General features: G+C 35.8%; 11 protein-coding genes. 6 read left to right on the forward strand and 5 right to left on the reverse strand.

Annotated elements, in window-relative coordinates:
* Nucleotides 1-170 precede the first annotated feature (170 nt).
* Complete coding sequence (gene gltX / locus B5X55_RS05390) at nt 171-1,679, forward strand: glutamate--tRNA ligase (protein ID WP_079511572.1); 1,509 nt, start codon at nt 171-173, stop codon at nt 1,677-1,679.
* 30 nt (nt 1,680-1,709) lie between these two features.
* On the opposite strand, the gene B5X55_RS05395 is transcribed toward gltX, so the two are convergent.
* The 3 genes from B5X55_RS05395 to B5X55_RS05405 form a co-directional block, all read right to left on the reverse strand.
* On the reverse strand, nt 1,710-2,105 hold the full coding sequence (locus B5X55_RS05395; protein ID WP_079511573.1) for an ACT domain-containing protein: 396 nt from the start codon (nt 2,103-2,105) through the stop codon (nt 1,710-1,712).
* 113 nt (nt 2,106-2,218) lie between these two features.
* Nucleotides 2,219-3,190 carry a 23S rRNA (adenine(1618)-N(6))-methyltransferase RlmF gene (gene rlmF / locus B5X55_RS05400; protein WP_079511574.1) on the reverse strand — a complete coding sequence of 324 codons (972 nt, stop codon included), beginning with the start codon at nt 3,188-3,190 and terminating at the stop codon, nt 2,219-2,221.
* Nucleotides 3,191-3,234: 44 nt separating this feature from the next.
* Complete coding sequence (locus B5X55_RS05405) at nt 3,235-3,813, reverse strand: PepSY domain-containing protein (protein WP_079511575.1); 579 nt, start codon at nt 3,811-3,813, stop codon at nt 3,235-3,237.
* Between the two features lie 350 nt (nt 3,814-4,163).
* Here B5X55_RS05405 and katG point away from each other — a divergent pair, with 350 nt between their 5' ends.
* Nucleotides 4,164-6,404: a catalase/peroxidase HPI gene (katG, locus tag B5X55_RS05410; RefSeq protein ID WP_079511576.1), complete on the forward strand. Its 2,241-nt coding sequence runs from the start codon at nt 4,164-4,166 to the stop codon at nt 6,402-6,404.
* Between the two features lie 85 nt (nt 6,405-6,489).
* On the opposite strand, the gene B5X55_RS05415 is transcribed toward katG, so the two are convergent.
* Nucleotides 6,490-6,849: a bleomycin resistance protein gene (locus B5X55_RS05415; protein ID WP_079511577.1), complete on the reverse strand. Its 360-nt coding sequence runs from the start codon at nt 6,847-6,849 to the stop codon at nt 6,490-6,492.
* Between the two features lie 223 nt (nt 6,850-7,072).
* Between B5X55_RS05415 and B5X55_RS05420 the strand changes: the two genes are divergently transcribed.
* Nucleotides 7,073-8,002: an SPFH domain-containing protein gene (locus tag B5X55_RS05420; protein ID WP_079511578.1), complete on the forward strand. Its 930-nt coding sequence runs from the start codon at nt 7,073-7,075 to the stop codon at nt 8,000-8,002.
* A 282-nt stretch (nt 8,003-8,284) separates the two neighbouring features.
* Here B5X55_RS05420 and B5X55_RS05425 read toward each other — a convergent pair whose 3' ends face one another.
* Nucleotides 8,285-9,967, reverse strand: coding sequence for a glutamine--tRNA ligase/YqeY domain fusion protein (locus B5X55_RS05425; RefSeq protein ID WP_079511579.1), 1,683 nt, complete (start codon nt 9,965-9,967; stop codon nt 8,285-8,287).
* Nucleotides 9,968-10,192: 225 nt separating this feature from the next.
* On the opposite strand from B5X55_RS05425, the gene B5X55_RS05430 reads away from it, so the two are divergent.
* From B5X55_RS05430 to B5X55_RS05440, 3 genes are all read left to right on the forward strand, one after another.
* Nucleotides 10,193-12,439, forward strand: a complete 2,247-nt coding sequence (locus B5X55_RS05430; RefSeq protein WP_079511580.1) for a T9SS type B sorting domain-containing protein — start codon at nt 10,193-10,195, stop codon at nt 12,437-12,439.
* A 13-nt stretch (nt 12,440-12,452) separates the two neighbouring features.
* Nucleotides 12,453-14,621: a PorP/SprF family type IX secretion system membrane protein gene (locus B5X55_RS05435; protein ID WP_079511581.1), complete on the forward strand. Its 2,169-nt coding sequence runs from the start codon at nt 12,453-12,455 to the stop codon at nt 14,619-14,621.
* 1,696 nt (nt 14,622-16,317) lie between these two features.
* On the forward strand, nt 16,318-21,885 hold a 5,568-nt coding region (locus B5X55_RS05440; RefSeq protein WP_200811583.1), incomplete at its 3' end, for a SprB repeat-containing protein.

A 21,885-nucleotide genomic window follows, 5' to 3' on the forward strand; every position in this document is an offset into this window, starting at 1 on the left:
AACGGTTATGACGAATGATTAATGGGAATAATTTGTTAAAACAAAACTGTATTCATTTGATATAACCGCTACAATCAGTTAATTATTACAGTAAAAGATACAAATTCGCGTTTCAGATTTTCCTTTTAAAAACGGTTGGTTGTGTATCTTTGCGACTTTATAAAAAGAATATGTCGAAAAAAGTACGCGTTCGTTTTGCTCCTAGTCCTACGGGGCCTTTACATATCGGTGGTGTTCGTACCGCTCTATTTAATTATTTATTTGCTAAAAAACATGGTGGTGATTTTATACTTCGTATAGAAGATACCGACCAAAATAGATATGTTGAAGGTGCAGAACAGTATATTATTGATTCTTTGAATTGGTGCGGAATTCCTTTTGATGAAGGTATTGGCAAAGATGGTGGTTACGGCCCGTATAGACAGAGCGAGCGAAAATCTTTATATAAAAAGTATGCCGATGAGCTTATTAAAAACGGGAAGGCATATTATGCCTTCGATACCGCTGAAAGTCTTGATGGGCATCGAAAAAACCATGAGGAAAATGGGAAAACGTTTATTTATAATTGGCATAATCGCCTTAAACTAGACAATTCGTTGTCTTTAATGCCAGAAGAGGTTCAGCAAAGGCTGGATAATGGCGTTGAATTTGTTATTCGTTTTTTAACCCCACCTGATGAAAAATTGGAATTAAATGATATTATTCGCGGTTCAATGCAAATTGACACCAATGTTCTTGATGATAAAGTTTTGTTTAAAAGTGATGGTATGCCAACCTATCACTTAGCTAATATTGTTGATGATCATTTAATGGAAATTACACATGTTATTCGTGGAGAAGAATGGCTCCCTTCTTTGGCCTTACACAAACAACTTTATGATGCTTTTGGATGGGATTTACCGGAGTTTGCTCATCTTCCACTGATTATGAAACCCGTTGGAAAAGGAAAATTAAGTAAGCGAGACGGCGAAAAATTAGGTTTTCCTGTTTTTCCACTTTCTTGGAATGAGTCAGCAGGATATAAAGAGGAAGGATATTTCCCAGAAGCTGTTATTAATTTCTTAGCGCTCTTAGGATGGAATCCTGGAACGGAACAAGAATTATTTTCTTTAGATGAATTGGTTGCGGCCTTTAGTTTGGAGCGCGTAAACAAATCAGGTGCTCGTTTTGATCCTGAAAAAACCAAATGGTACAATCAGCATTATTTACAACAAGCTGTAGATGTTGATTTAGCGAAAAGCTTTTTGCCTACGGTAAAAAAGCAAACCACAAACGAATTATATTCGAGTTTAGAATATGTAACCCAAGTTGTTACGCTTATAAAAGAACGGGCAGTATTTGTTTCTGATTTTTGGGAACTAAGCGACTATTTCTTTATTGCTCCTAAAAAGTATAATGAAAAGGCAGTTAAAAAGCAGTGGAAAGAAGATACTGCTGACATCATGAATGACTTAATAGCTACGATAAAACCTATAGAAGATTTTTCATCAGAAAACACCGAAACACTAGTAAAAGCATGGATTGCCGAAAAGGAATTATCTTTTGGTAAGGTTATGCCCCCACTTCGTTTGTTTTTAGTGGGTGATATGAAAGGACCACATATTTTTGATATTATGTCTATGATCGGTAAAGAGGAAAGCATAGCTCGTATTGAAACTGCCTTAAATAAATTGGGTTAAATCTAAATTCTCAGGAAAATATGGCTTAGTTTATTTTCTTGAAAATTCACTCAGAACTTCCATAGCTTTTTTGGTGTCTTTTTTACTAACAAAAATATGGTCATGATAATAAGCTGCAACCACATTGCAACTAATATTATGTTTTGTTAATGCTGAAGATACAGCGGCTGTAAGACCAACGGCATCTAATGCGGAATGAACTTTTAAGGTTATCCAAGAAGCAACGAACTCGTAATCTAAATTATATTTATCTGCTTTATCTTTGGATAAGAGAATTGTAATACCTTCTGCTTCTTTGAATTCAAACAGAATATCTTCTCTTAAGATTTCGTTGATATCTTTGAGAGATATAAAAACATAACTACCCAGGTTTAAACTCGGTTCTAAACTCTCTAACAATATATTAAGATCAGTTTCTCCTGCCATAAGAGCGTTTTAATTGATTTTAAAAATAAAATTCGACCCTTCGGGTATAAGATTTAATTAGAACGGCTTAAAACAGGTCTATATTAATTCGAAATAAGCTTTAAGGAAGGATTTTATTTACTTTCCCATCGTTCATCTGCCCAAGCTTTCATCTCTGGTGCAGATAAAAATGTCCAGGCAATTATTCTACTCATTTTATTTCCTTGACCCATTGGTGTAGTCTTGTGTTCTACAACGCTCACTTTTTCCAATCTGTCATAAAAAGAACGTAAATTCGATTGTTTAGAGACCAATGTAGAAAACCAAGCGGAATTTTTTGGAAATTGTGCGCTTTCATTGATCATATTTAAAACAAAACGCTTTTCGCCACCATCTGTCCATAGTTCACCACCTTGTCCGCTGAAATTTAGTTCAGCTTTCTTGACTCTTTTTTTCTTAAGATTACTCAACTTTCTTAAAGTCCCTGCTTCTGCTTCTGCTTGGGTCGCATGAAAAGGCGGATTACAAATAGTTAAATCTACTTTTTCATTGGTGTTTAATATTCCCGAGAAAATATGCTCAGGTTTTGGCTGTAGTCTAAATTCTACTTTACCATGAAGTGAAGGGTTTGAGGTCACAATTTTTTGTGCAGCTTCAATTCCTTTTGGGTCGATATCTGTTCCAATAAATGACCATCCATAGGCGCTATTTCCAATTATCGGGTAAACACAATTGGCGCCAACGCCGATATCCAAGCAAATAATCTGCTCTCCTTTAACGAAAGCTCCGTCATTACTCGCGGCTAAAATATCTGCAATGTGATGAATATAATCTGCTCGTCCAGGTATCGGGGGGCATAAAAAACCATCTGGTATATCCCAATAATCTAAACCATAATTTGAGATTAATAGGGCTTTATTCAGGGCCTTAACTGCTTTAGGATTAAAAAAATCAATGGAAAGATTACCATACTTATTTTTGGCAACGAATTCTTTAAGTTCAGGATGCACTAAGCGAAGCGCTTTTAAATCATAACGTCCTGCATGTTTGTTGCGAGAATGTAAACTAGGTTTTTCTGAATTTTCCTTTTTCTTAGGGTCTGGCATAATGTGGAAGTGAATACTATAGGGCCCAAAGCTAAAGCTAATTTCTATGCAGTGCTATTATTTCTTCGCATGCGTTTAGGACCATACCAAAGCCAGAAGCCAGTAATCGTAAAAATTAAAAGAGCAACACCCATAACCGTGGTGTAAAAAACTTTGACTTGATTGTCACTTGTACCTAAATACTTATCTAATATTGAACCATCATGTATGTTTTCAATAAGATCAGAATAACGCCGGTCTACATGAAGTAATTTTCCAGTAGCTCCATCAAGTTGAAGTCCCCAAAGATGCTCGGTATATATAAATTTAACCATCCCTTTGTCTTTTCGAATATCGATACGATCAATATCGGTTGAAAGTTCTGGTGAAATTGTTTTTAGCAGATAATAGTTAGCTAAAGTATTCAGGCTATCTATGGGAAGCCAATCTTTTAGGTCAGTTGAAATACCTTTGTATGATTTAGATAAAATTATACCACCACTGTGTTTTTTCCAGCCAAGTAGTAGTCCAGTAATTGCGATAAAAAAGAAAAATATAAATAATGCAGCCCCAGTAATTCTATGTATTTTTCTAAATATGCGTAACAATTTCGCCTGTCGCTGTCTTTTGGTTTCCTTACGCATTCTTTGGTTTAGTTATCGTGCAAGATAGTCAGTTTTTAAAAGGACATATTAGAAGGAATTGTTAAAAGAAATGGACCATTCACTAATTTTAAGAGAGCTATTGTATGCTTTCAAACCCTAAAATTAAATTAACATGTAGTTTATGCATACCATGGTCACATTTACAAGGCGTAGGTGGAAATTGTTAATTTCAAAATGCGTATATTTAAGTGTGTTTTTTAAAGGAGAATGATGTAGTAAATGATTAAAATCCAACGATAGTTTTTATCTATGAAAACCATAAATTTAATAAGCAAAATATTTATAATTTTACTAGAATAGAAAAAAACAACATAAAAACTAATATAATCATGAGTAGTAACGGAAAAGGTGAAGCTTGGGATGTGAACGAATCCTCAGAAGCAGATTGCCCATTTTTGAACGGTGAATTAAATCAAGCAGCAGGCGGTGGCACAACTAATAAAGATTGGTGGCCAAACATGTTGAATTTAAATATTCTTAGACTGCATTCGAAAAAGGCGGATCCAATGGATGATGATTTTAACTATGCAGAAGAATTTAAGTCTTTAGACCTAGCTGCCGTTAAAAAGGACTTGACTGATTTAATGACAAATAGTCAAGATTGGTGGCCTGCTGATTATGGAAATTACGGACCGTTTTTTATTCGTATGGCATGGCATAGTGCAGGTACGTATAGAATTGCAGATGGTAGAGGTGGTGCTAGTTCAGGAAATCAAAGATTCGCGCCATTGAATAGCTGGCCTGATAATGCTAATTTAGATAAGGCTCGTTTATTACTTTGGCCAATTAAACAAAAGTATGGTAGAAAGATTTCATGGGCAGATTTATTGATATTGACAGGGAATGTGGCTCATGAATGTATGGGTTTACCTATGTTTGGTTTTGCAGGCGGTCGTGAAGATATTTGGCAACCAGAAGAAGATATTTATTGGGGTTCTGAAACAGAGTGGTTAGGAAATAAGTCTCGTTATGACGAAGGTGGAAATGAACTGGAGAAGCCTTTAGGTGCTGCGCACATGGGATTAATCTATGTAAATCCTGAAGGGCATAATGCAAATCCAGATCCTTTAGAAGCAGCTCACTATATTAGACAAACGTTCAAACGTATGGCCATGAACGATTATGAAACCGTTGCTTTAATAGCAGGGGGACATACATTTGGTAAAACTCATGGTGCTTCGAGCCCTGATGATTATGTGGAGGTTGAACCAGCTGCTGCCGATATAACTGCACAAGGTTTAGGATGGAAAAATAATTTTGGCTCAGGTGCTGGTGCAGATACTATTACTAGTGGATTAGAAGGCGCATGGACGCAGACTCCCACTAAATGGAGTCATAAATACTTCGAAAACCTATTTGGTTTTGAATGGGAGTTGACAAAGAGCCCTGCTGGAGCTTGGCAATTTAAACCAGTTGGGGATGCCGGGTCAGGTACTGTACCCGATGCACATATTAAAGGAAAGACCCATCAGCCTTTTATGTTGGTGACAGACCTTTCTTTACGTATGGATCCAGCTTATGAAAAAATTTCTAGAAAGTTTTTAGAAAATCCTGATGAGTTTAAGGATGCATATGCACGTGCTTGGTTTAAGTTAACACACCGTGATATGGGACCTGTAGATCGTTACTTAGGGCCAGAAGTGCCAAAAGAAGAATTATTATGGCAAGATCCTGTACCTAGTGTAGATTTTGAATTGGTCAACGATAGCGATATTCAAGAATTAAAGAAAAGCATTTTATCTTCTGGATTATCAACTTCAGAATTAGTATCTGCTGCATGGGCATCTGCTTCAACATTTAGAGGTTCTGATAAACGTGGCGGCGCAAATGGTGGTCGTGTTCGTTTAGCGCCTCAGAAAGATTGGAAGGTCAATAATCCTGTTCAATTAGCTAAGGTTACTGCTACATTGGAAAAAATTCAGAAAGAGTTCAACGATAAGCAAACTGGCAATAAGAAAGTTTCTTTTGCAGATTTGATAGTTTTGGCTGGTTCTGCCGCTGTTGAAAATGCAGCGAAAGTTGCAGGTTATTCGGCAAAAGTTGGTTTTAATGCAGGTCGTACCGATGCAACTCAAAAAATGACTGATATCGGAGCTTTTGACGCTTTAGAACCTGTAGCAGATGGATTCAGAAACTTTACAAAACAAAAATTTTCAGTTAATGCGGAAGAACTTTTAGTTGATAGAGCAAACCTATTAACATTAACCGCTCCTGAAATGACTGTTTTGGTTGGAGGCCTACGTGTATTGGGCGCAAATTATGATGGATCTGCTAATGGTGTATTTACCGATAAACCTGGGATGTTAACCAACGATTTCTTTGTTAATCTATTAGATATGTCAACAACGTGGAAAGCTAGTTCTGCAGACGATACTGTATTTGAAGGCAGCAACCGTAAAACAGGTAATGTAAAATGGAGAGGTACACGAGTAGATTTAATATTTGGTTCTAATTCTGAATTGCGTGCATTAGCAGAGGTTTACGCAACTGAAGACGCAAAACAAAAATTTGTACGTGACTTTGTGAAGACGTGGACCAAGGTTATGAATCTAGATCGTTTTGATATTTAATTTTAAAGTAAACTTAACCCCGAATATAAAAGGCAGCTCTTTAGAGCTGCCTTTTTGTTTAAAATAGTTTAGAAATTACAGCTACTTAATTAGTAGGTTGACCAAATGTCAATAAGTTGTGGTCAGGATCTAGTAAAGAAAATTCCCTTTGCCCCCATGGCCGCACCCCTAACTTACCGTTGGGATGAATAGGCACGTTATTATTTAATAACACTTGGTATATTGTATCAATATCGTTAGTTCGAATATAAACTTGACCATAATTTTCTTTTGGATTAAGGGCTTCAAAAAGAAAAAAATGTATTTGTATTTTATCTTTTTCTAGCATTAAATACTCTGGATATTCATTACTTCCATATGCTGTGAATCCTAAGAAATCGATGTAGTATTTCTTTGTTTTCGCCTTGTTTCGCATGGGTAATTTTGGCTGTATAGAAACTAACATTACTTTGATTAATTTTATTAATACTCTGATTTAAAGATAGCCTTTATACTAGAATTATGAAGCTAATATCACAATTAGCACTTTTGAACAATTTTTAATAGTTGACTATGGTTGTTTTTATGATATTATTTACGAGTATTAGTGTAACAATTGCCTATGAAATACTACTAATAACAAGAAGGTATTTAGTATCTTATCAGTATTAACTATAAACTTAAAAATTATGGGCTCATTTATTTGGATTCCGATTGTGATTTTGACGATTTTCACTATTCTATCGGGCGTATTTATTGTGAAACAACAGACGGCAGTTTTAATTGAAACCTTTGGAAGATTTACCAGTGTAAGACAATCTGGTATACAATTTAAAATTCCATTCGTACAACGTATTTCTGCTCGAATCGGTTTAAGAATTCAGCAGCTTGATGTAATTATTGAAACAAAAACCCTTGACGATGTTTTTGTTAAGCTAAAAGTATCGGTGCAATATGTAGTGATTAAAGAGAAAGTGTATGATGCATTTTACAAATTGGAATATCCACATGAGCAGATTACTTCTTATGTATTTGATGTTGTTAGGGCTGAAGTGCCTAAAATGAAATTGGACGACGTTTTTGTTAAGAAAGATGATATTGCAATAGCGGTAAAATCAGAATTGCAAGAGGCCATGTTAGATTATGGATTTGATATCATAAAGACATTGGTTACTGATATTGACCCAGACGCTCAGGTTAAAGAAGCCATGAACCGTATTAATGCGTCTGAACGACAAAAAACTGCTGCCCAATTTGAGGGAGATGCTGCTCGTATTTTAATAGTAGAGAAGGCCAAAGCTGAGGCAGAGAGCAAAAGACTACAGGGGCAAGGTATCGCAGATCAGAGAAGAGAGATAGCACGTGGATTAGAAGAGTCTGTTGAAGTGTTGAATAAAGTTGGTATAAATTCTCAAGAAGCTTCAGCTTTAATAGTTGTAACCCAACATTATGATACGTTACAAAGTATTGGTGAGGCGACAAATACAAATCTAATTCTATTACCTAATTCACCACAAGCGGGTAGTGATATGTTGAATAATATGGTGGCTAGTTTTACCGCGAGTAATATGATTGGCGAAAGCATGAAAAAAACCAACAAACCAACTATTAAAAAGTAATATTTACAAAATTATAAAAGTTGATAAAACCCAAAAACCTAGATGTTTTTGGGTTTTTTAATGGATTTATATGGAGTTCTAAAAAACTAAACTCAATAACCATCACTTTCTTTTTTAACAGCCGAAAAACGCACATTTATGGCTATAAGTCAATCCTGTCAAATTAATTACACCCAAAGGTCTAATGCATAAAAAAAGCCCTTAGACAGCATGTCTAAGGGCTTTTTTATATCACCATCTTCAATAGTATTTGACTTATATGATAAGCAATACCTATACTATTTATTTATCTTGAATTTTTGCCCAAGAATCACGTAAACCTACAGTTCTATTAAACACTAGATTTTCACTGGTAGTATCTGGATCTACACAGAAATATCCAATTCGTTGAAATTGAAAACGCTCGCCTGGTTGTGCATTTTTAAGAGCAGGCTCTACATATCCGGTAATTACACTCAAAGAATCTGGATTAATAAAATCTAGAAAATCTTTGTCTTTATGCGTATCAGGACTTTCATCTGTAAAAAGACGATCGTATAATCGAATCTCTGTTGGTACAGCATGAGCTATTGAAACCCAATGCAATGTTCCTTTTACCTTACGTAAACTTTCTTCTGTACCGCTACCACTCTTACTTTTAGTATCATAAGTACATTGTACTTCAGTAACATTCCCATCGGTATCTTTTGTGCAACTCTCTGCTTTAATGATATACCCATTCTTTAATCGAACCTCACTGCCTAATTTTAGGCGGAAGAATTTTTTATTTGCCGCTTCTTTAAAATCTTCTTGTTCTATATATATTTCTCTAGAAAATGGCACTTGGCGTGTTCCGGCAGTATCATCTTCAGGCGAATTTTCAGCTTCTAACCATTCGATCTCACCTTCAGGATAATTAGTGATTACGAGTTTTAAAGGATTTAAAACACCCATTACTCTATGAGTAGTTTTATTTAAATGCTCTCTAATATTAAATTCAAGTAGCGAAACATCGATAAGGTTATCTCGTTTTGCAATACCTATAGTATCAACAAAATTACGAATTGACTCTGGCGTATACCCTCTCCTGCGCAAACCAGATATGGTTGGCATTCTAGGATCATCCCATCCGGTAACCAAGCCTTGTTCAACTAATTGTAACAGTTTACGTTTACTGACTACAGTATGACTTAGGTTACGACGAGCAAACTCTCTTTGCTTCGGTCGCATTCTTTTAGGGTCATATACTTGGTCTAAAAACCAATTGTACAATTCACGGTGCATTGCAAATTCTAATGTACAGAATGAATGAGAAACTTGCTCAATATAATCGCTTTCACCATGTGTCCAATCATACATTGGATAAATACACCAATCGGTATTTGTTCGATGATGGGCTTTATGTAGTATACGATACATTATAGGATCTCGCATTAACATATTGGAAGAGGCCATGTCTATCTTTGCTCTTAAAACATGAGTTCCTTCTTGAAACTCTCCGTTTTTCATCTTTTCAAAAAGCTCAAGATTTTCTTTTATCGACCTATTTCTGTTTGGGCCATTCACTCCTGGTTCTGTAGGTGACCCTTTTTGGGAAGCCATTTCTTCAGAAGACTGATTATCTACATAAGCCTTATCAGCTTTAATTAAAAGTACTGCCCAATCGTAAAGTTGTTGGAAGTAATCAGAAGCATACCGTTCGGTATTCCACTTAAACCCTAGCCATTCCACATCTTTTTTGATGGCGTCTACGAATTCTTGCTCCTCTTTTGCAGGGTTGGTGTCATCAAATCTAAGATTAACAGGGGCATTATATCGTAGACCTAATCCGAAGTTTAGGCATATAGAACTGGCATGACCAATGTGTAAATAGCCATTAGGTTCAGGGGGAAATCGAAAACGAAGTTCTTCTTTGGTATACCCATTTACCAAGTCTTCCTCCACAATTTGCTCAATAAAATTTAAAGACTTTGGTGTCTCGCTCATGTCATTATATTTCAGTCTACAAAAGTAGCAAAATTGCCTTAAATGAAGGGTTTAAATTAAACACACCTTATATAAAATGAGTTTCACAACAGAAATCTTCCTTCCGACAACATTAAATTCCAGTTTGTCGGATTAAATAACATATTTGTCTATGGATTGATGGAATAGTGAAATTTTTTATTAACCATCTTTTCAACCGTAGTGGCCCCATAACTACAAATACTTATGAAAACCTTGACCAAAAAATCAATTTTTAGCGCATTAGTAGTGCTTTTCAGTGTCATTCAATTATCGGCACAAGCAATAGTAATCAATGCACCCGAACCGGCTGACAATCCAAATTTGTCAGGAAGCACTCCTTGGTCCGCCATTTGTGCTGGTAACGGTGGATTCAATGAATACTATGTTAACATCAGTTGGATAGGAACCGCAAATGTCGGTAACGAGTTTATTCTTGAACTGTCTGATGCTAATGGAAGTTTCGCTAACGCACAAACACTCAAGACAATTACTGATAAGAATACGGTAAAAGATTTCGACACAAGCTTTCCTGTCCCTACCGATACTCGTGGTCAAGGATATAAAATGCGTGTACGAAGCACTGATCCTGTAAAGATTGGTTCAGCATCATCGGCATATAATATGTATTATATGGATGTGACGTCTAATTTAAATATTAGCGAATTAGGTGATGGTGTTCCTCCTGGGAGTGTTTGTAGTACTAGTGCCATAACTCTTCAAGTTGACAATATCGCAAATCCTGAAACCTATCAGTATATTTGGTTTAGAAGTGGTACTGAACTTACTGGAGAAAAAGGACATACATTGAATGTAACCCAAACGGGTATGTATAATGTGTATGTTGATTATGGCCCAATATGTACCGGTTCAGGAAATACCGATTCAAATATTGTTGATGTTAACATTGGGGGCACTGGAGCAGGAATTGCTATTAATACCCCAACGAAAACATCTCTTTGTAGTACCGACACAGAAGTATTAAGTATAAATCAAACAAATACTTCTTGGAACTATCAATGGTATAAGAATGGAACTGAAATTTTGGGCGCTACAGGAACAAGTTATACGGTAAATGCTGCAATTGCAGGATTTGAAGCTGATTATGCTGTTGAAATTGCTGGTACAGGAATATGTAACGAACTATCAGAAGTTGTCACTATAACGAATGCCGAGTTGTATACCGTAACTGTTGACAATGAATTGAACTTGGTTCTTTTGCCTACACAAAATCATGTGTTAACCGTTAGTACAACTGCAAATACACCAAGTTATAAATGGTTTAGAAATACTATCGAAGTAATTGGTGAAACGAATAGTTCTTTAACTATTTCTGAAGATGGGGAATATTATGCAGAGGTTACCCAAACGGGTGGCGCTTGTTCTGTTTCTTCTAAAAATTCAGAGATTACTACAGTAGTATCCCCAGCGTCATTCGAGATTACTACAAACTATACTGGCTCGTATACTGCATGTGAAACTACAAGTATTACAATAGGTATTGAATTAATTAACGCTGTTGCTGACAACGGTGCTAAAACAGATGTAACTAGTTCATTAATTGATGCTTTTACATATCAATGGCAAAAAGATGGTGCAGATGTTACTGGGGCTACTAGTAAAAATATTAGTCTGGCATCAAATTTAGAAAATGGTAATTACCTTTTAAATGCAACTATTGAAACTTTTGATATCAACTCAAATACCTTATCTGCTCAATTACTAACTAGTGAAACTGTAAATATTACAGGTTCTGGAACTGTTTTTTGTAGTGGAGGGGAAACAATAACAATAAGCACATTAACCGATTTAAGCTCATCATCTTTCGATTGGCAATTAAATGGTTCGTCAATAAACACAACGGATGCTATAGTGACCGTATCAACTCCTGGCACCTATACATTAGTGTTAGATAGAGATGGTTGTTCTTTAATTTCAAATGAGATTACAATTACACCTTTAGACCAGAACCTGATAACACTAGATGCAGGTAATGAAATCGTTATTCCAGAAGGAACTACTAAAATAGTAACTGCGACTGGAGGTACAGCATACCGATGGGTAGATTCTAATTCATCAGAAATTAGTAACTCTGATAGTATTACTTTCTCTGAAGCAGGTACGTATACGTTAATTGCTTCTATAGATAATTGTGAGATTATTAAGCAATTAGATGTAACCTTTTTAGACACGTTTAAAGTTCCTAATGTAATTACCGTAAATGGAGATGGCATTAATGACCAATGGGTAATTCCAAATTCATATTCAAACAAAGTAGAAGTTAATGTGATTATCTACAATGAACAAGGTCAAGAAATTATAAATGAATTCAATTATAAAAATAATTGGCCGCAGTCTACGACTGCTTTCACTAAACAAAATATGGTGTTCTATTACAAAATAAGGAACGCCAGTGAGGTACTCAAACAGGGTACTATCACCGTAATACGATAAGCTAAAGCTCACCATGCTAAAGAAAAGTGTTTTATATCTATTGTTATTTGTGTTTGCTATCATGAAGGTTAGCGGGCAACAGGAGAATCCGTTTGTTGCGTATGATGTTCCTGCCCAAAACCTTTTAAAGTATAACCGATTTTTAATAAATCCTACCTTTTCAACGGTTAGGGAAGATAAATCGTATATCAACTTGCTTCACCGAAACCAATCGGTACAATTTGACGATAACAATCAAAACTATTTCTTAAGTTATAGTGGTCGTATTAGTGATAGAACGGGTCTTGGATTAAGTTTATATTCTCAACAATCAGGAACGCTTAGTAACTTTGGGGTGTTGGCAAATTATGCCTATGGAGTAAAGCTTAATGATAAAAGTAATTTAACTTTTGGCGCAAATGTATCTTACTATAATAGTGGGTTCGACCAAAGCAGAGCCTCAACAGTAGAAATTGATCCTTTTTTAGCGGGACTACAAGATCAAAACTTATTATCATTTCAACCTGGGCTAAACCTTTCTTACGGTAAGTTTGATGTTGGTGTTTTCGCAGAAAACTTATTTGACTATAATCTTAAAACTAGTGCGTCTTTAACTGAATTTAAGGATAAAACCTTTTCAGGACATTTACAATATACCCATCAGTTTGAAAATCAAGCCGGCATATTTGAGGAAGGACGACTTATGCCATTGGCAAGAGTTAGAAAAGTTGGAGTAGAGGATGTAACCTTAGGTGGGAGTTTAATATTAGACCTTCCAAAATTAGGGTGGATTCAAGCAGGGTATGATAGCTTTTATGGTGCTGCAGCTGGTGTAGGGTTCAACCTTAACCGTAGAATATCTTTGGGGTATACCATGGAAAAAGGGTTGTCTAATAATTTTGACAATTTCGGACTTACTCATGAAATCTCTTTTGCATATTCTTTCTCACCTAATCTTACTGAAGATAGGGTCATGTTAGAAGATGATTACGAAGACGATTTAGTACAGAATGATTTAGAGCCTGAAAATATGGCAACAAATGAAGTAATAGAAGAGCTAAAACAAAAATTGGCGGAAAATGATGCCATTATAGAAGAGTTGATGTTTCGCCAAGATTCATTGGAAGCCACTCGCCAAACTGATTTAGAACGTCGTTTTGAAATGGTTATGCGAATGGTGAGAAATGAAACAAACGGCGATAGACCAGATTTAGAAAAAAGAGCGAAAGAGCTTTTTATGGATGATGACACTAAAACCGGAGTTGCCTCGGCTCAAAACCTAAGTAAAATAGAAGAACCTTCAACGGTAGACATTTTAAATAATCAGAAGCAACAAGATAGGGTAGCCGTTACAGATAATAGTAGTAATACTGCAGTTGGAAGGAAAAATGTAGCCGAGTCGAACACTACGCGTAATCAAATAATCGATACAAAAGCAAATGACCTCGTACAACCAAAAGATGCGGTTGTGGCAAATAGACCAAGAAAAGTAGTTAAGCCTGTTGCTAAATCCGAAGTTGTTCAAGACGGAGTAAAAAGTAGAAAATTCAAGAACTTACCCAATGTAACTGATGGCTATTATGTAGTTGCGAATGTATATAAAGGGGGTAAGTACATGGACAAATTTTTGACCACATTAAATAACAAAGGCATAAAAGCAGATTACATTGATAATCCAGATAACGGACTTAAATATGTTTACCTACAACGATATGAAACCTTTAATGATGCAGTAGCTGCGTATGATTCTAAATTAAATGGTAAGTACGATGGTGCTATGTGGATTATGAATGTTGACAATAAATATACCAATGAAGCCTACGCAAGTAATGTAAATAAAATAAAAAATAAATCTTCTAAATATGATTCTGATGTACTTACCACAAATGTGGTTGTGAAAGACAATGTAGGGTCTAAAGATGCTGATCCCAAATCATATGTTATTGAAGGCACCGGATCTGGATATTATTTAATTGCTAATGTATTTGCAAACCCTAATAACGCAAAGAAATTTGTAAAACTTCTAAATTCTTTTGGCTTAAGCGCTAGTTATTTTATCAACCCAAAGAATAACTATAGGTATGTATATCTTAAAAAGCATGACTCTTGGACAAACGCTCTTATATCGTATTATTCAAAACTAAATGACGCGTATAATGACAAGATGTGGATAATGCGTGTGAACCAAGAACAGATGGCTTAGAGGAGCTTAAAACCAACTAAGGCAATACTTACCATGTAGTTTTAATCGGACATTAAGGCAAGTGTTTTATAAAGTAAAAGGGTATTAATCTATACTTGAAGTTGAATACATCTTGTTCTTCTATTTTGCTTTCTTTAAAAAACCTAATACTTTATTTCTAAAGTAGATTTCGAGAATACCGTTTCCAATTTCTTCATATTAGCATTTTAGAGTCGCTATTAATTAGTGTGGATGAAATGACTTACTTCAGGTTGATTGATTTTTATAGGCCTTCATTATTCTGATGCTTAATTATTAATTCTAATTGAAATATTCTTAAAGACTAATCATGCTATAAATAGTATGAAATTAGGAGGGTGTTTGAGCTTCTTAAACTTCATACAACCGAAAACAACCAAACTTGTTATTAGATGTTTAATTCGGGTTTATTGTGCTCGCATATCACTTACTTAAGGTTCGTTATAACCTGATTGTTAATCGAGGTAGAGTAATAGGCAAGGACCGTTTTCTTTTAATGTCTCAAGCTTTGAAACAGAGCGGTGGTGCCTAATTCAATAATACCTGTTTGGGGAGTTCTTAAAAGCGTTTAATTGCGCTTAGAGCACCTTGTAGAAGCTCATTTTTAGGATGTTTTTTCGGATATCATTTTTTCAAATAACCATTATAAACGCTGACTTTGACAAATTAAGATTTACAAGATGATTTATCTTTTCCTATATGGACAGAATCAATTTTGAGTTCTGTAATTAGAGGCAAAAAGCTAAATACAGTAATGATAATAAGGGTTCTACTTTTAAAATTGCTAACTCCAAACCTTATGACATTTTTAAATCGTTAATTCAGAAGATTCAAATTTAACCAGTGCCTTTTTATACAGAGTGTCAAGTTTCGCAATGCTCTTTTGTTACATCTTTTCTCTTAACAAGTAATTAAAAACAACCTTCTATTCAACGTATTAATTCTAATAAATTAAATGAATCTTGACGTGAAAAAAGTCTATTATTTAACCCAAATAAATTTTCTATAGAAATGATACGACAAGTTTTTTATAAAATGAAAACTTAATAGACATTGTTTAAATCAAGTAAGTTAAAAGATGACAAATCAATAAATAGTGCTCCTTTTAAGGTTAAATAAACCTATTGATTTTGATGTTTTATTTTTAGAAAAGCACTCCAAAAGCAGGCGTTTTTTATGAATAATACCTATGGGTGAAATATTAAATTAGTAGCTAAACCCCCTTCTTTTAAATATATAAAATTCAGTTAGTATTTTGAATATTAATTTGAGAATAGCCTGTTAGAATTTTAGCATTTTTTGACGGGTATTTTTTAAAATTTTAATGAAATTTCCATCCTTTTCTTGGAAGGTTTTGGTTTCATTTTTATTAATATTTTCGTTGTTAAAATTGTGTTTTCACCTCTTAAATCAACTACGGCCTGTTTATATTAATGGAACGATTTTAGCCCAAAAGAAGAAATTATAATTCCTCTGAAAAGTGGTTGAAGGCTTTAAAAAAGGCATTTTATAAGAAATCAAACCCATTCGAATTGCTGTTTCACAACAGAAACTGATCATACCACAACAATAAATTCTTCACTTTGCCACTATAGTGAATATTTGTTATAGGAGAGATACGTCTAGAACGATTTGAATTTTTAATCGATTGAATGATTTTCTTCAATAAGTAAAGAACATGACCAAACTGACTAGTTTTTTAGATTTTACCAAATACATTTCTCAAATGGGAAAACCCTACGCTAAATTTTTATTATTCATACTCTTCATCGTTTTAGGTTCAAAAACTGTCTTGTCACAGGTTAAAGAGCCTTTTCAAGTACGTTACGAGGCCGATATTCGTGGTGAATTAACCTTCATCGCAAATAGCATTGTGGCACCAAGTATTGATGCTTATTGTGAAGGAAAGGGTAAGAACAGGATCTGTTATCCTGACCGAACTCCGAACGATCCATATAACTTTACCGGTACTGCATCAGATTACAATGATAATCTTGATATGCAATACATTGATATTGACGGAGACAGTTCAACCTTTAGTTCTAGTAGCGCCACTTTGAACATACCCGACATCGATTGCGCATTGGTACGATATGCGGGGCTATATTGGTCTGCTGTTTATGTAAATAACGATAGAAGTAATATAGACGACATTAAATTTAGGACTCCTGGCGGGGCATATCAAGATATTACTGCTGATGAGATTATTTTTGATGGAAATGGCGATGCGGACTTTGGTTATTACAGTCCTTATGCTGCGTACAAGGATGTAACCGCTATAGTGGCGGGTATGACAAACCCGAATGGAGATTATTTTGTTGCCAACGTTAGAGCTAGTTCAGGTAGTAATGTTTCTGGTGGAATTTCCGGTGGTTGGCAAATGGTTGTTGTTTACGAAGACCCGAACTTACCAGGCGATAAATTTATTACCACTTTTGACGGGTATGCAGGTATTAAATCTGGTCAGAGCGTTGATATTCCAATTAATGGCTTTACTACCTTACCAGCTCCTTTTCCTGTTTATGCGAACATGGGCGTAGCTGCCTTAGAGGGGGATAATATAATTAGTGGAGATGCATTACAGATTAATGCGAACGGAACATTTAATACATTATCAAACGGTGAAAACCCAGCTAACAACTTTTTCAACTCCAGCATTTCTATCTATGACACCCAGTTTACTGCGCGCAACCCTAATAGTATTAATACATTGGGCTGGGATGTCGATTTGTTTGAAATACCTAATGGTGGTGTTAGCAATAGTATAATCCCTAATGATGCCACTAGTGCTATATTAAGAGCAAGCTCTTCTCAAGATAAATATGATATATTCTTTGCTTCATTTGATGTTGATATCATTGCGCCGAACATTGTCTTAGAAAAACGCGTGAATACACCTGGTGGAATAGATATTACAAGTCAGGGAGTAAATCTAGGTCAAGTTTTAGATTATGTCTTAACGTTCGATAATATTGGAAATGATGATGGTTCAGCATATACTATTAGAGATGTGTTACCTGTAAATGTGTCGCCACCAGATGGCCGTAGCTTTTTTAACGATACCGACTTTATATTACCACCTGGTGTTTCATATATCTATGACCCTTCTTCAAGGGAGGTAGTTTTTACTATTCCAGATATTTTGGTTGAAACGATAAGAGATTCTTATTCTATTAGAATGAGAGTACAGGTTGCTGAAAATTGTTTTGATTTCATAAATGCGTGCTCCGATTTAATTGAAAATCTTGCTTATAGCACCTATCGTGGTAAAGATAATAGCGCCTTGGTAACGGATGATCCTTCTGTGACCGATTTTAATGCGTGTGGCTTTACAGTGCCAGGTGCTACTAATTTTTTGCTGGATGATTTGGCCGACTGTACTTTTGCAAGAACCGTAGAGCTTTGTGGATCAAGCGCGGTATTAAATGCTGGTGATGGTTTTGATTCTTATATATGGTATCTTGATACGAACAATAATGGAGAAATAGATGTTACCGATATTGAAGTTAACGATGGTGACCCAGATAATGATCCAAGCACACTAGTTGTTACAGTTGTAGGCACATATATTGTAGATAAAATAGTAGCGGATCCCTGTAAAGGCTTTAAAGAAATAATAACTGTGGTGCCTTTTGGTTCTGGTTCTATTCCTAACCCAATTATAGAATATTTTAATGAAGTAAATAGTGATACAGACCCATCTAACGATATACCAGGAGAAATTGTTTCCTGTAGTGTAGATAGCTCCTTATTGCCTAAAATATTTTTATGTGGTATAAATGACTCTCACTTATTACAAGTTTATTTGGTTGATGCTCAAAATGTTACTTGGGAAAAATTAGATGAAGCAAGTTGTTCTGCGTCTGGGGATGATTGTGCCAATAAAGCGCTGACATGTACTTGGGCCGAGGTTGGAACAGGTAGTAGCTATAGATTGAATTCTGAGGGACAGTACAGAATTTCAGTTACCTATCAAAATGGTTGTACAAGTAGATTCTATTTCAATGGATTTCAAAATGATTTAGATTTACAATATACTAATAGAGATATAGTTTGTGAAACCCCTGGTAATATTTCGATTACCAATCTTGGTAATGGATATGGTTATCAATTGGTAGACGACCTTACCAATAATATTATTATCCCGTTTAGCGCAAATAACGGACCTAGCTTTGATTTTACTACAGGTGAAAATGGTTCATATCGAGTTGAGGTAACGCAATTGGATATCAACGGAGATCAAATTGATAATGCGTGTGTATTTACGACGCCGGTAATAGGTGTTCTAGACCGGGTTCTTACTACTACGGTTACGGTAACAGCAGAATCGTGTTTTTCTCAAGGCGCTATAAATATTCAAATTAATAACGCAGATCCTGCTTATGAATATGAGATAAGAAGAGATGACGGTACAAATGGCGGTCTAGGTACATTAGTTGACAGCGAAAATGGTCAAACCGATAATAATTTCACGTTTAGCGGATTAATAGCTGGCGATTATATAGCCATAGGGCGTACTGCCGATGGATGTTCGGTAAGTAAAAATGTTACAATTTTAGATGAAAATGATTTGTTTCTATCTGCAAGGGTATCTCAACATATTACATGTAAGGAAGGAAATATTTTAATGGATTCTGGAGGTGGAAGAACACCACATACTTATGCCGTTTGGAAACAAACAGATGCTAGCGGTAATTCAATCACTTCTTATCCAACGTATGCAGATATACCTGCCTCAAATTTTCAAACGAGCGCAATTTTCGACATATTTGACCCAGGTGATTATACCTTTGTGGTTTTAGATAGAAACGGTTGTTATTCCGTTTCTAATACCGTTACAATAGAATTTCAACCGGCAGCCGATTTTAATGCCACTACGGTGGTAGACGTGCTTTGCTTTGGAGAATCTAGTGGACGAATTCAATATAACTTAGTTAACAATAATGGGTATAGTTTAACCTTTACCCTTTACGATTCAAATAATATTGAAATCGCAACCAATACTTCGGGTAACTTTCCAAATCTTCCAACTGGTGACTATATAGTAAGTATAAACCAACGTAAGGGCAGTTCATCTTGTGATTATAATGAAGAATATACCATTACAGCACCAACTTCTGGACTATCGGCAGAGGCTATTTTAATTCAAGACTATACTTGCTTGCAAGAAGGTATTATAGAAGCTCAAAATGTTTCTGGCGGTACTGCACCATATGAATATAGTATTGATGGAATTAACTTTATACCTGATACGACTGCAAATGCACATCGTTTTGAAAACTTAACGGATGGTACATATACCGTTACCATTAGAGATGCTAACGACTGTAATTTTGTAACAAATCAAATTGTAATTGACAGACCAAATCCACCAACGGATTTAACAATTGTGGAGTCTCAAATTACATGTCCAGCACAAACAGTAAATTTAACCGTAAACGCAATTAACGGTACAGCACCTTATACGTATTCTATTATTGCGCCATCTATAATTGCTCCAACAAGTATTACAGGAAACGAAGCTGCTTTTAATGGTCTTGCTCCTGACACTTATAGGGTTAGGGTTACAGATGTTGATGGTTGTTTTTATGATGAAAACTATACGATTAATGCTATCAACCCTATGTCAGCAAGCGGTACAACTACACAGCCAATTAGCTGTTTTGGTGCTGCTGATGGGGTCATTCGTTTTAATGTAAACTTCCAAGTAGGTCAAAATTTCACTTACACGGTTACAGGCCCAACAGGAGTTGTTAGAACAGGTGGTACAGAAGCAGTTATTGACAATATTAATGGTTTAGTAGCGGGTGACTATACGTTGGATATTGTAGATACCGATACAAATTGTACATACACAGTATCACATGAATTAGAAGGACCACCTTCTGCCTTGACCATTTCAAATTTAACAGAAACACAACCAAGTTGTTTAACAGATGGTAGTGTTACTATTAGTGCAACTGGTGGATGGGGAAGCTATACATATGTATTGAACAATCCAGACGCATCTCCATTTGGCAATAATGCCACAGGTTCGTTCAGTGGATTAATACAATCTGGAACGTATAATGGTACCATTACTGACGCTAACAATTGTAGTATACCGTTTTCGTTTAGTTTAAATCTGGCAACTGCTCCTGTTTTAGAAATAACTCCAAATCAAAACTGTTTTGATGACGCTGTTTTATTAACGTTGACAGCCAATGTCACATCAGGTGGTGACGGTAATTTTGAATATAGTTTAAATGGAGGTCCTTTCAGTACAACTAATGTTTTTTCTGGACTTTTAGCAGGTACTTATACCATAGATGTAAGAGATGGTAAAGATTGTACAGATTCTGAAAGTATTACCATTAACTCTGCAGTAACAGTTAGTGCAAGCGCAAGCAATATTACGGCTTGTGGTACGGATACCGATATTGATATAACGGCAGCTGGTGGAGACGGCAATTATGTATATGCAGTTGTGGCCGATGGTGCTACACCTACGGCAGGCGATTATGCTACGACCAATCCGGTAAGCGTTACAGGCGCAGGAGACTATGACGTATATGTGCTTGATAACAACGGAGGAGCTAATGCGTGTCCTGCAATGTATGATATTACAATTGTACAGGATGCTCCAGTAGCGGCAACATCTACAGTTTTAGATGTAACTTGTTTCGGCGGCACCAACGGTAGTATTTCTTTAGCACCTTCTGGTGGTGAAGCTCCATATACTTTTAGTATTGATGGAGGAACAACCTTTGGGTCTGTAAGTACGTTCAACAATCTGACAGCTGGCACTTATGATGTTAGGGTACGGGACGTTAATAATTGTGAACTTATATTATCAGTTCCTGTTGACGAATTACCGCAAATAATCGCTGAGAGCGTTCAAACAGAAGATTATACGTGTAATCAACTAGGAGAAATCACTGTTGGTGGCGTAACCCCTACAACAGGAGGTTCAAATAGTTATCAGTATAGTTTAAATGGAGGAACTTGGACTGCAGCGACTGCCGCAGGAGCAGTTTTCGCCAATTTGACCGACGGCACCTATACCGTACAAGTAAGGGATGCTAATAATATTGGGTGTACGATAAGTCTCCCGAATATTATAATCGCGCCTTTACCTATAGAACCTGCTGTGAGCAGCAGTGTTGCTTACAATTGTGATGGCTCTGGAAATATTACGATACTTCCGAACGACCCATCGTATACGTATAGTATCGATGGTAATGCTCCACAAGCGAGCAATGTATTT

The sequence above is a fragment of the Maribacter arcticus genome (assembly GCF_900167935.1).
GTDB classification, from domain to species: domain Bacteria; phylum Bacteroidota; class Bacteroidia; order Flavobacteriales; family Flavobacteriaceae; genus Maribacter; species Maribacter arcticus.

Bases quoted from the DNA above. Each gene is read 5' to 3' on its own strand.
- B5X55_RS05420 (WP_079511578.1), top strand. From the start codon at position 7,073: ATGGGCTCATTTATTTGGATTCCGATTGTGATTTTGACGATTTTCACT.
- B5X55_RS05405 (WP_079511575.1), bottom strand. From the start codon at position 3,813: ATGCGTAAGGAAACCAAAAGACAGCGACAGGCGAAATTGTTACGCATA.
- B5X55_RS05430 (WP_079511580.1), top strand. From the start codon at position 10,193: ATGAAAACCTTGACCAAAAAATCAATTTTTAGCGCATTAGTAGTGCTT.
- B5X55_RS05435 (WP_079511581.1), top strand. From the start codon at position 12,453: ATGCTAAAGAAAAGTGTTTTATATCTATTGTTATTTGTGTTTGCTATC.
- B5X55_RS05395 (WP_079511573.1), bottom strand. From the start codon at position 2,105: ATGGCAGGAGAAACTGATCTTAATATATTGTTAGAGAGTTTAGAACCG.
- katG (WP_079511576.1), top strand. From the start codon at position 4,164: ATGAGTAGTAACGGAAAAGGTGAAGCTTGGGATGTGAACGAATCCTCA.
- B5X55_RS05425 (WP_079511579.1), bottom strand. From the start codon at position 9,967: ATGAGCGAGACACCAAAGTCTTTAAATTTTATTGAGCAAATTGTGGAG.
- gltX (WP_079511572.1), top strand. From the start codon at position 171: ATGTCGAAAAAAGTACGCGTTCGTTTTGCTCCTAGTCCTACGGGGCCT.
- B5X55_RS05415 (WP_079511577.1), bottom strand. From the start codon at position 6,849: ATGTTAGTTTCTATACAGCCAAAATTACCCATGCGAAACAAGGCGAAA.
- rlmF (WP_079511574.1), bottom strand. From the start codon at position 3,190: ATGCCAGACCCTAAGAAAAAGGAAAATTCAGAAAAACCTAGTTTACAT.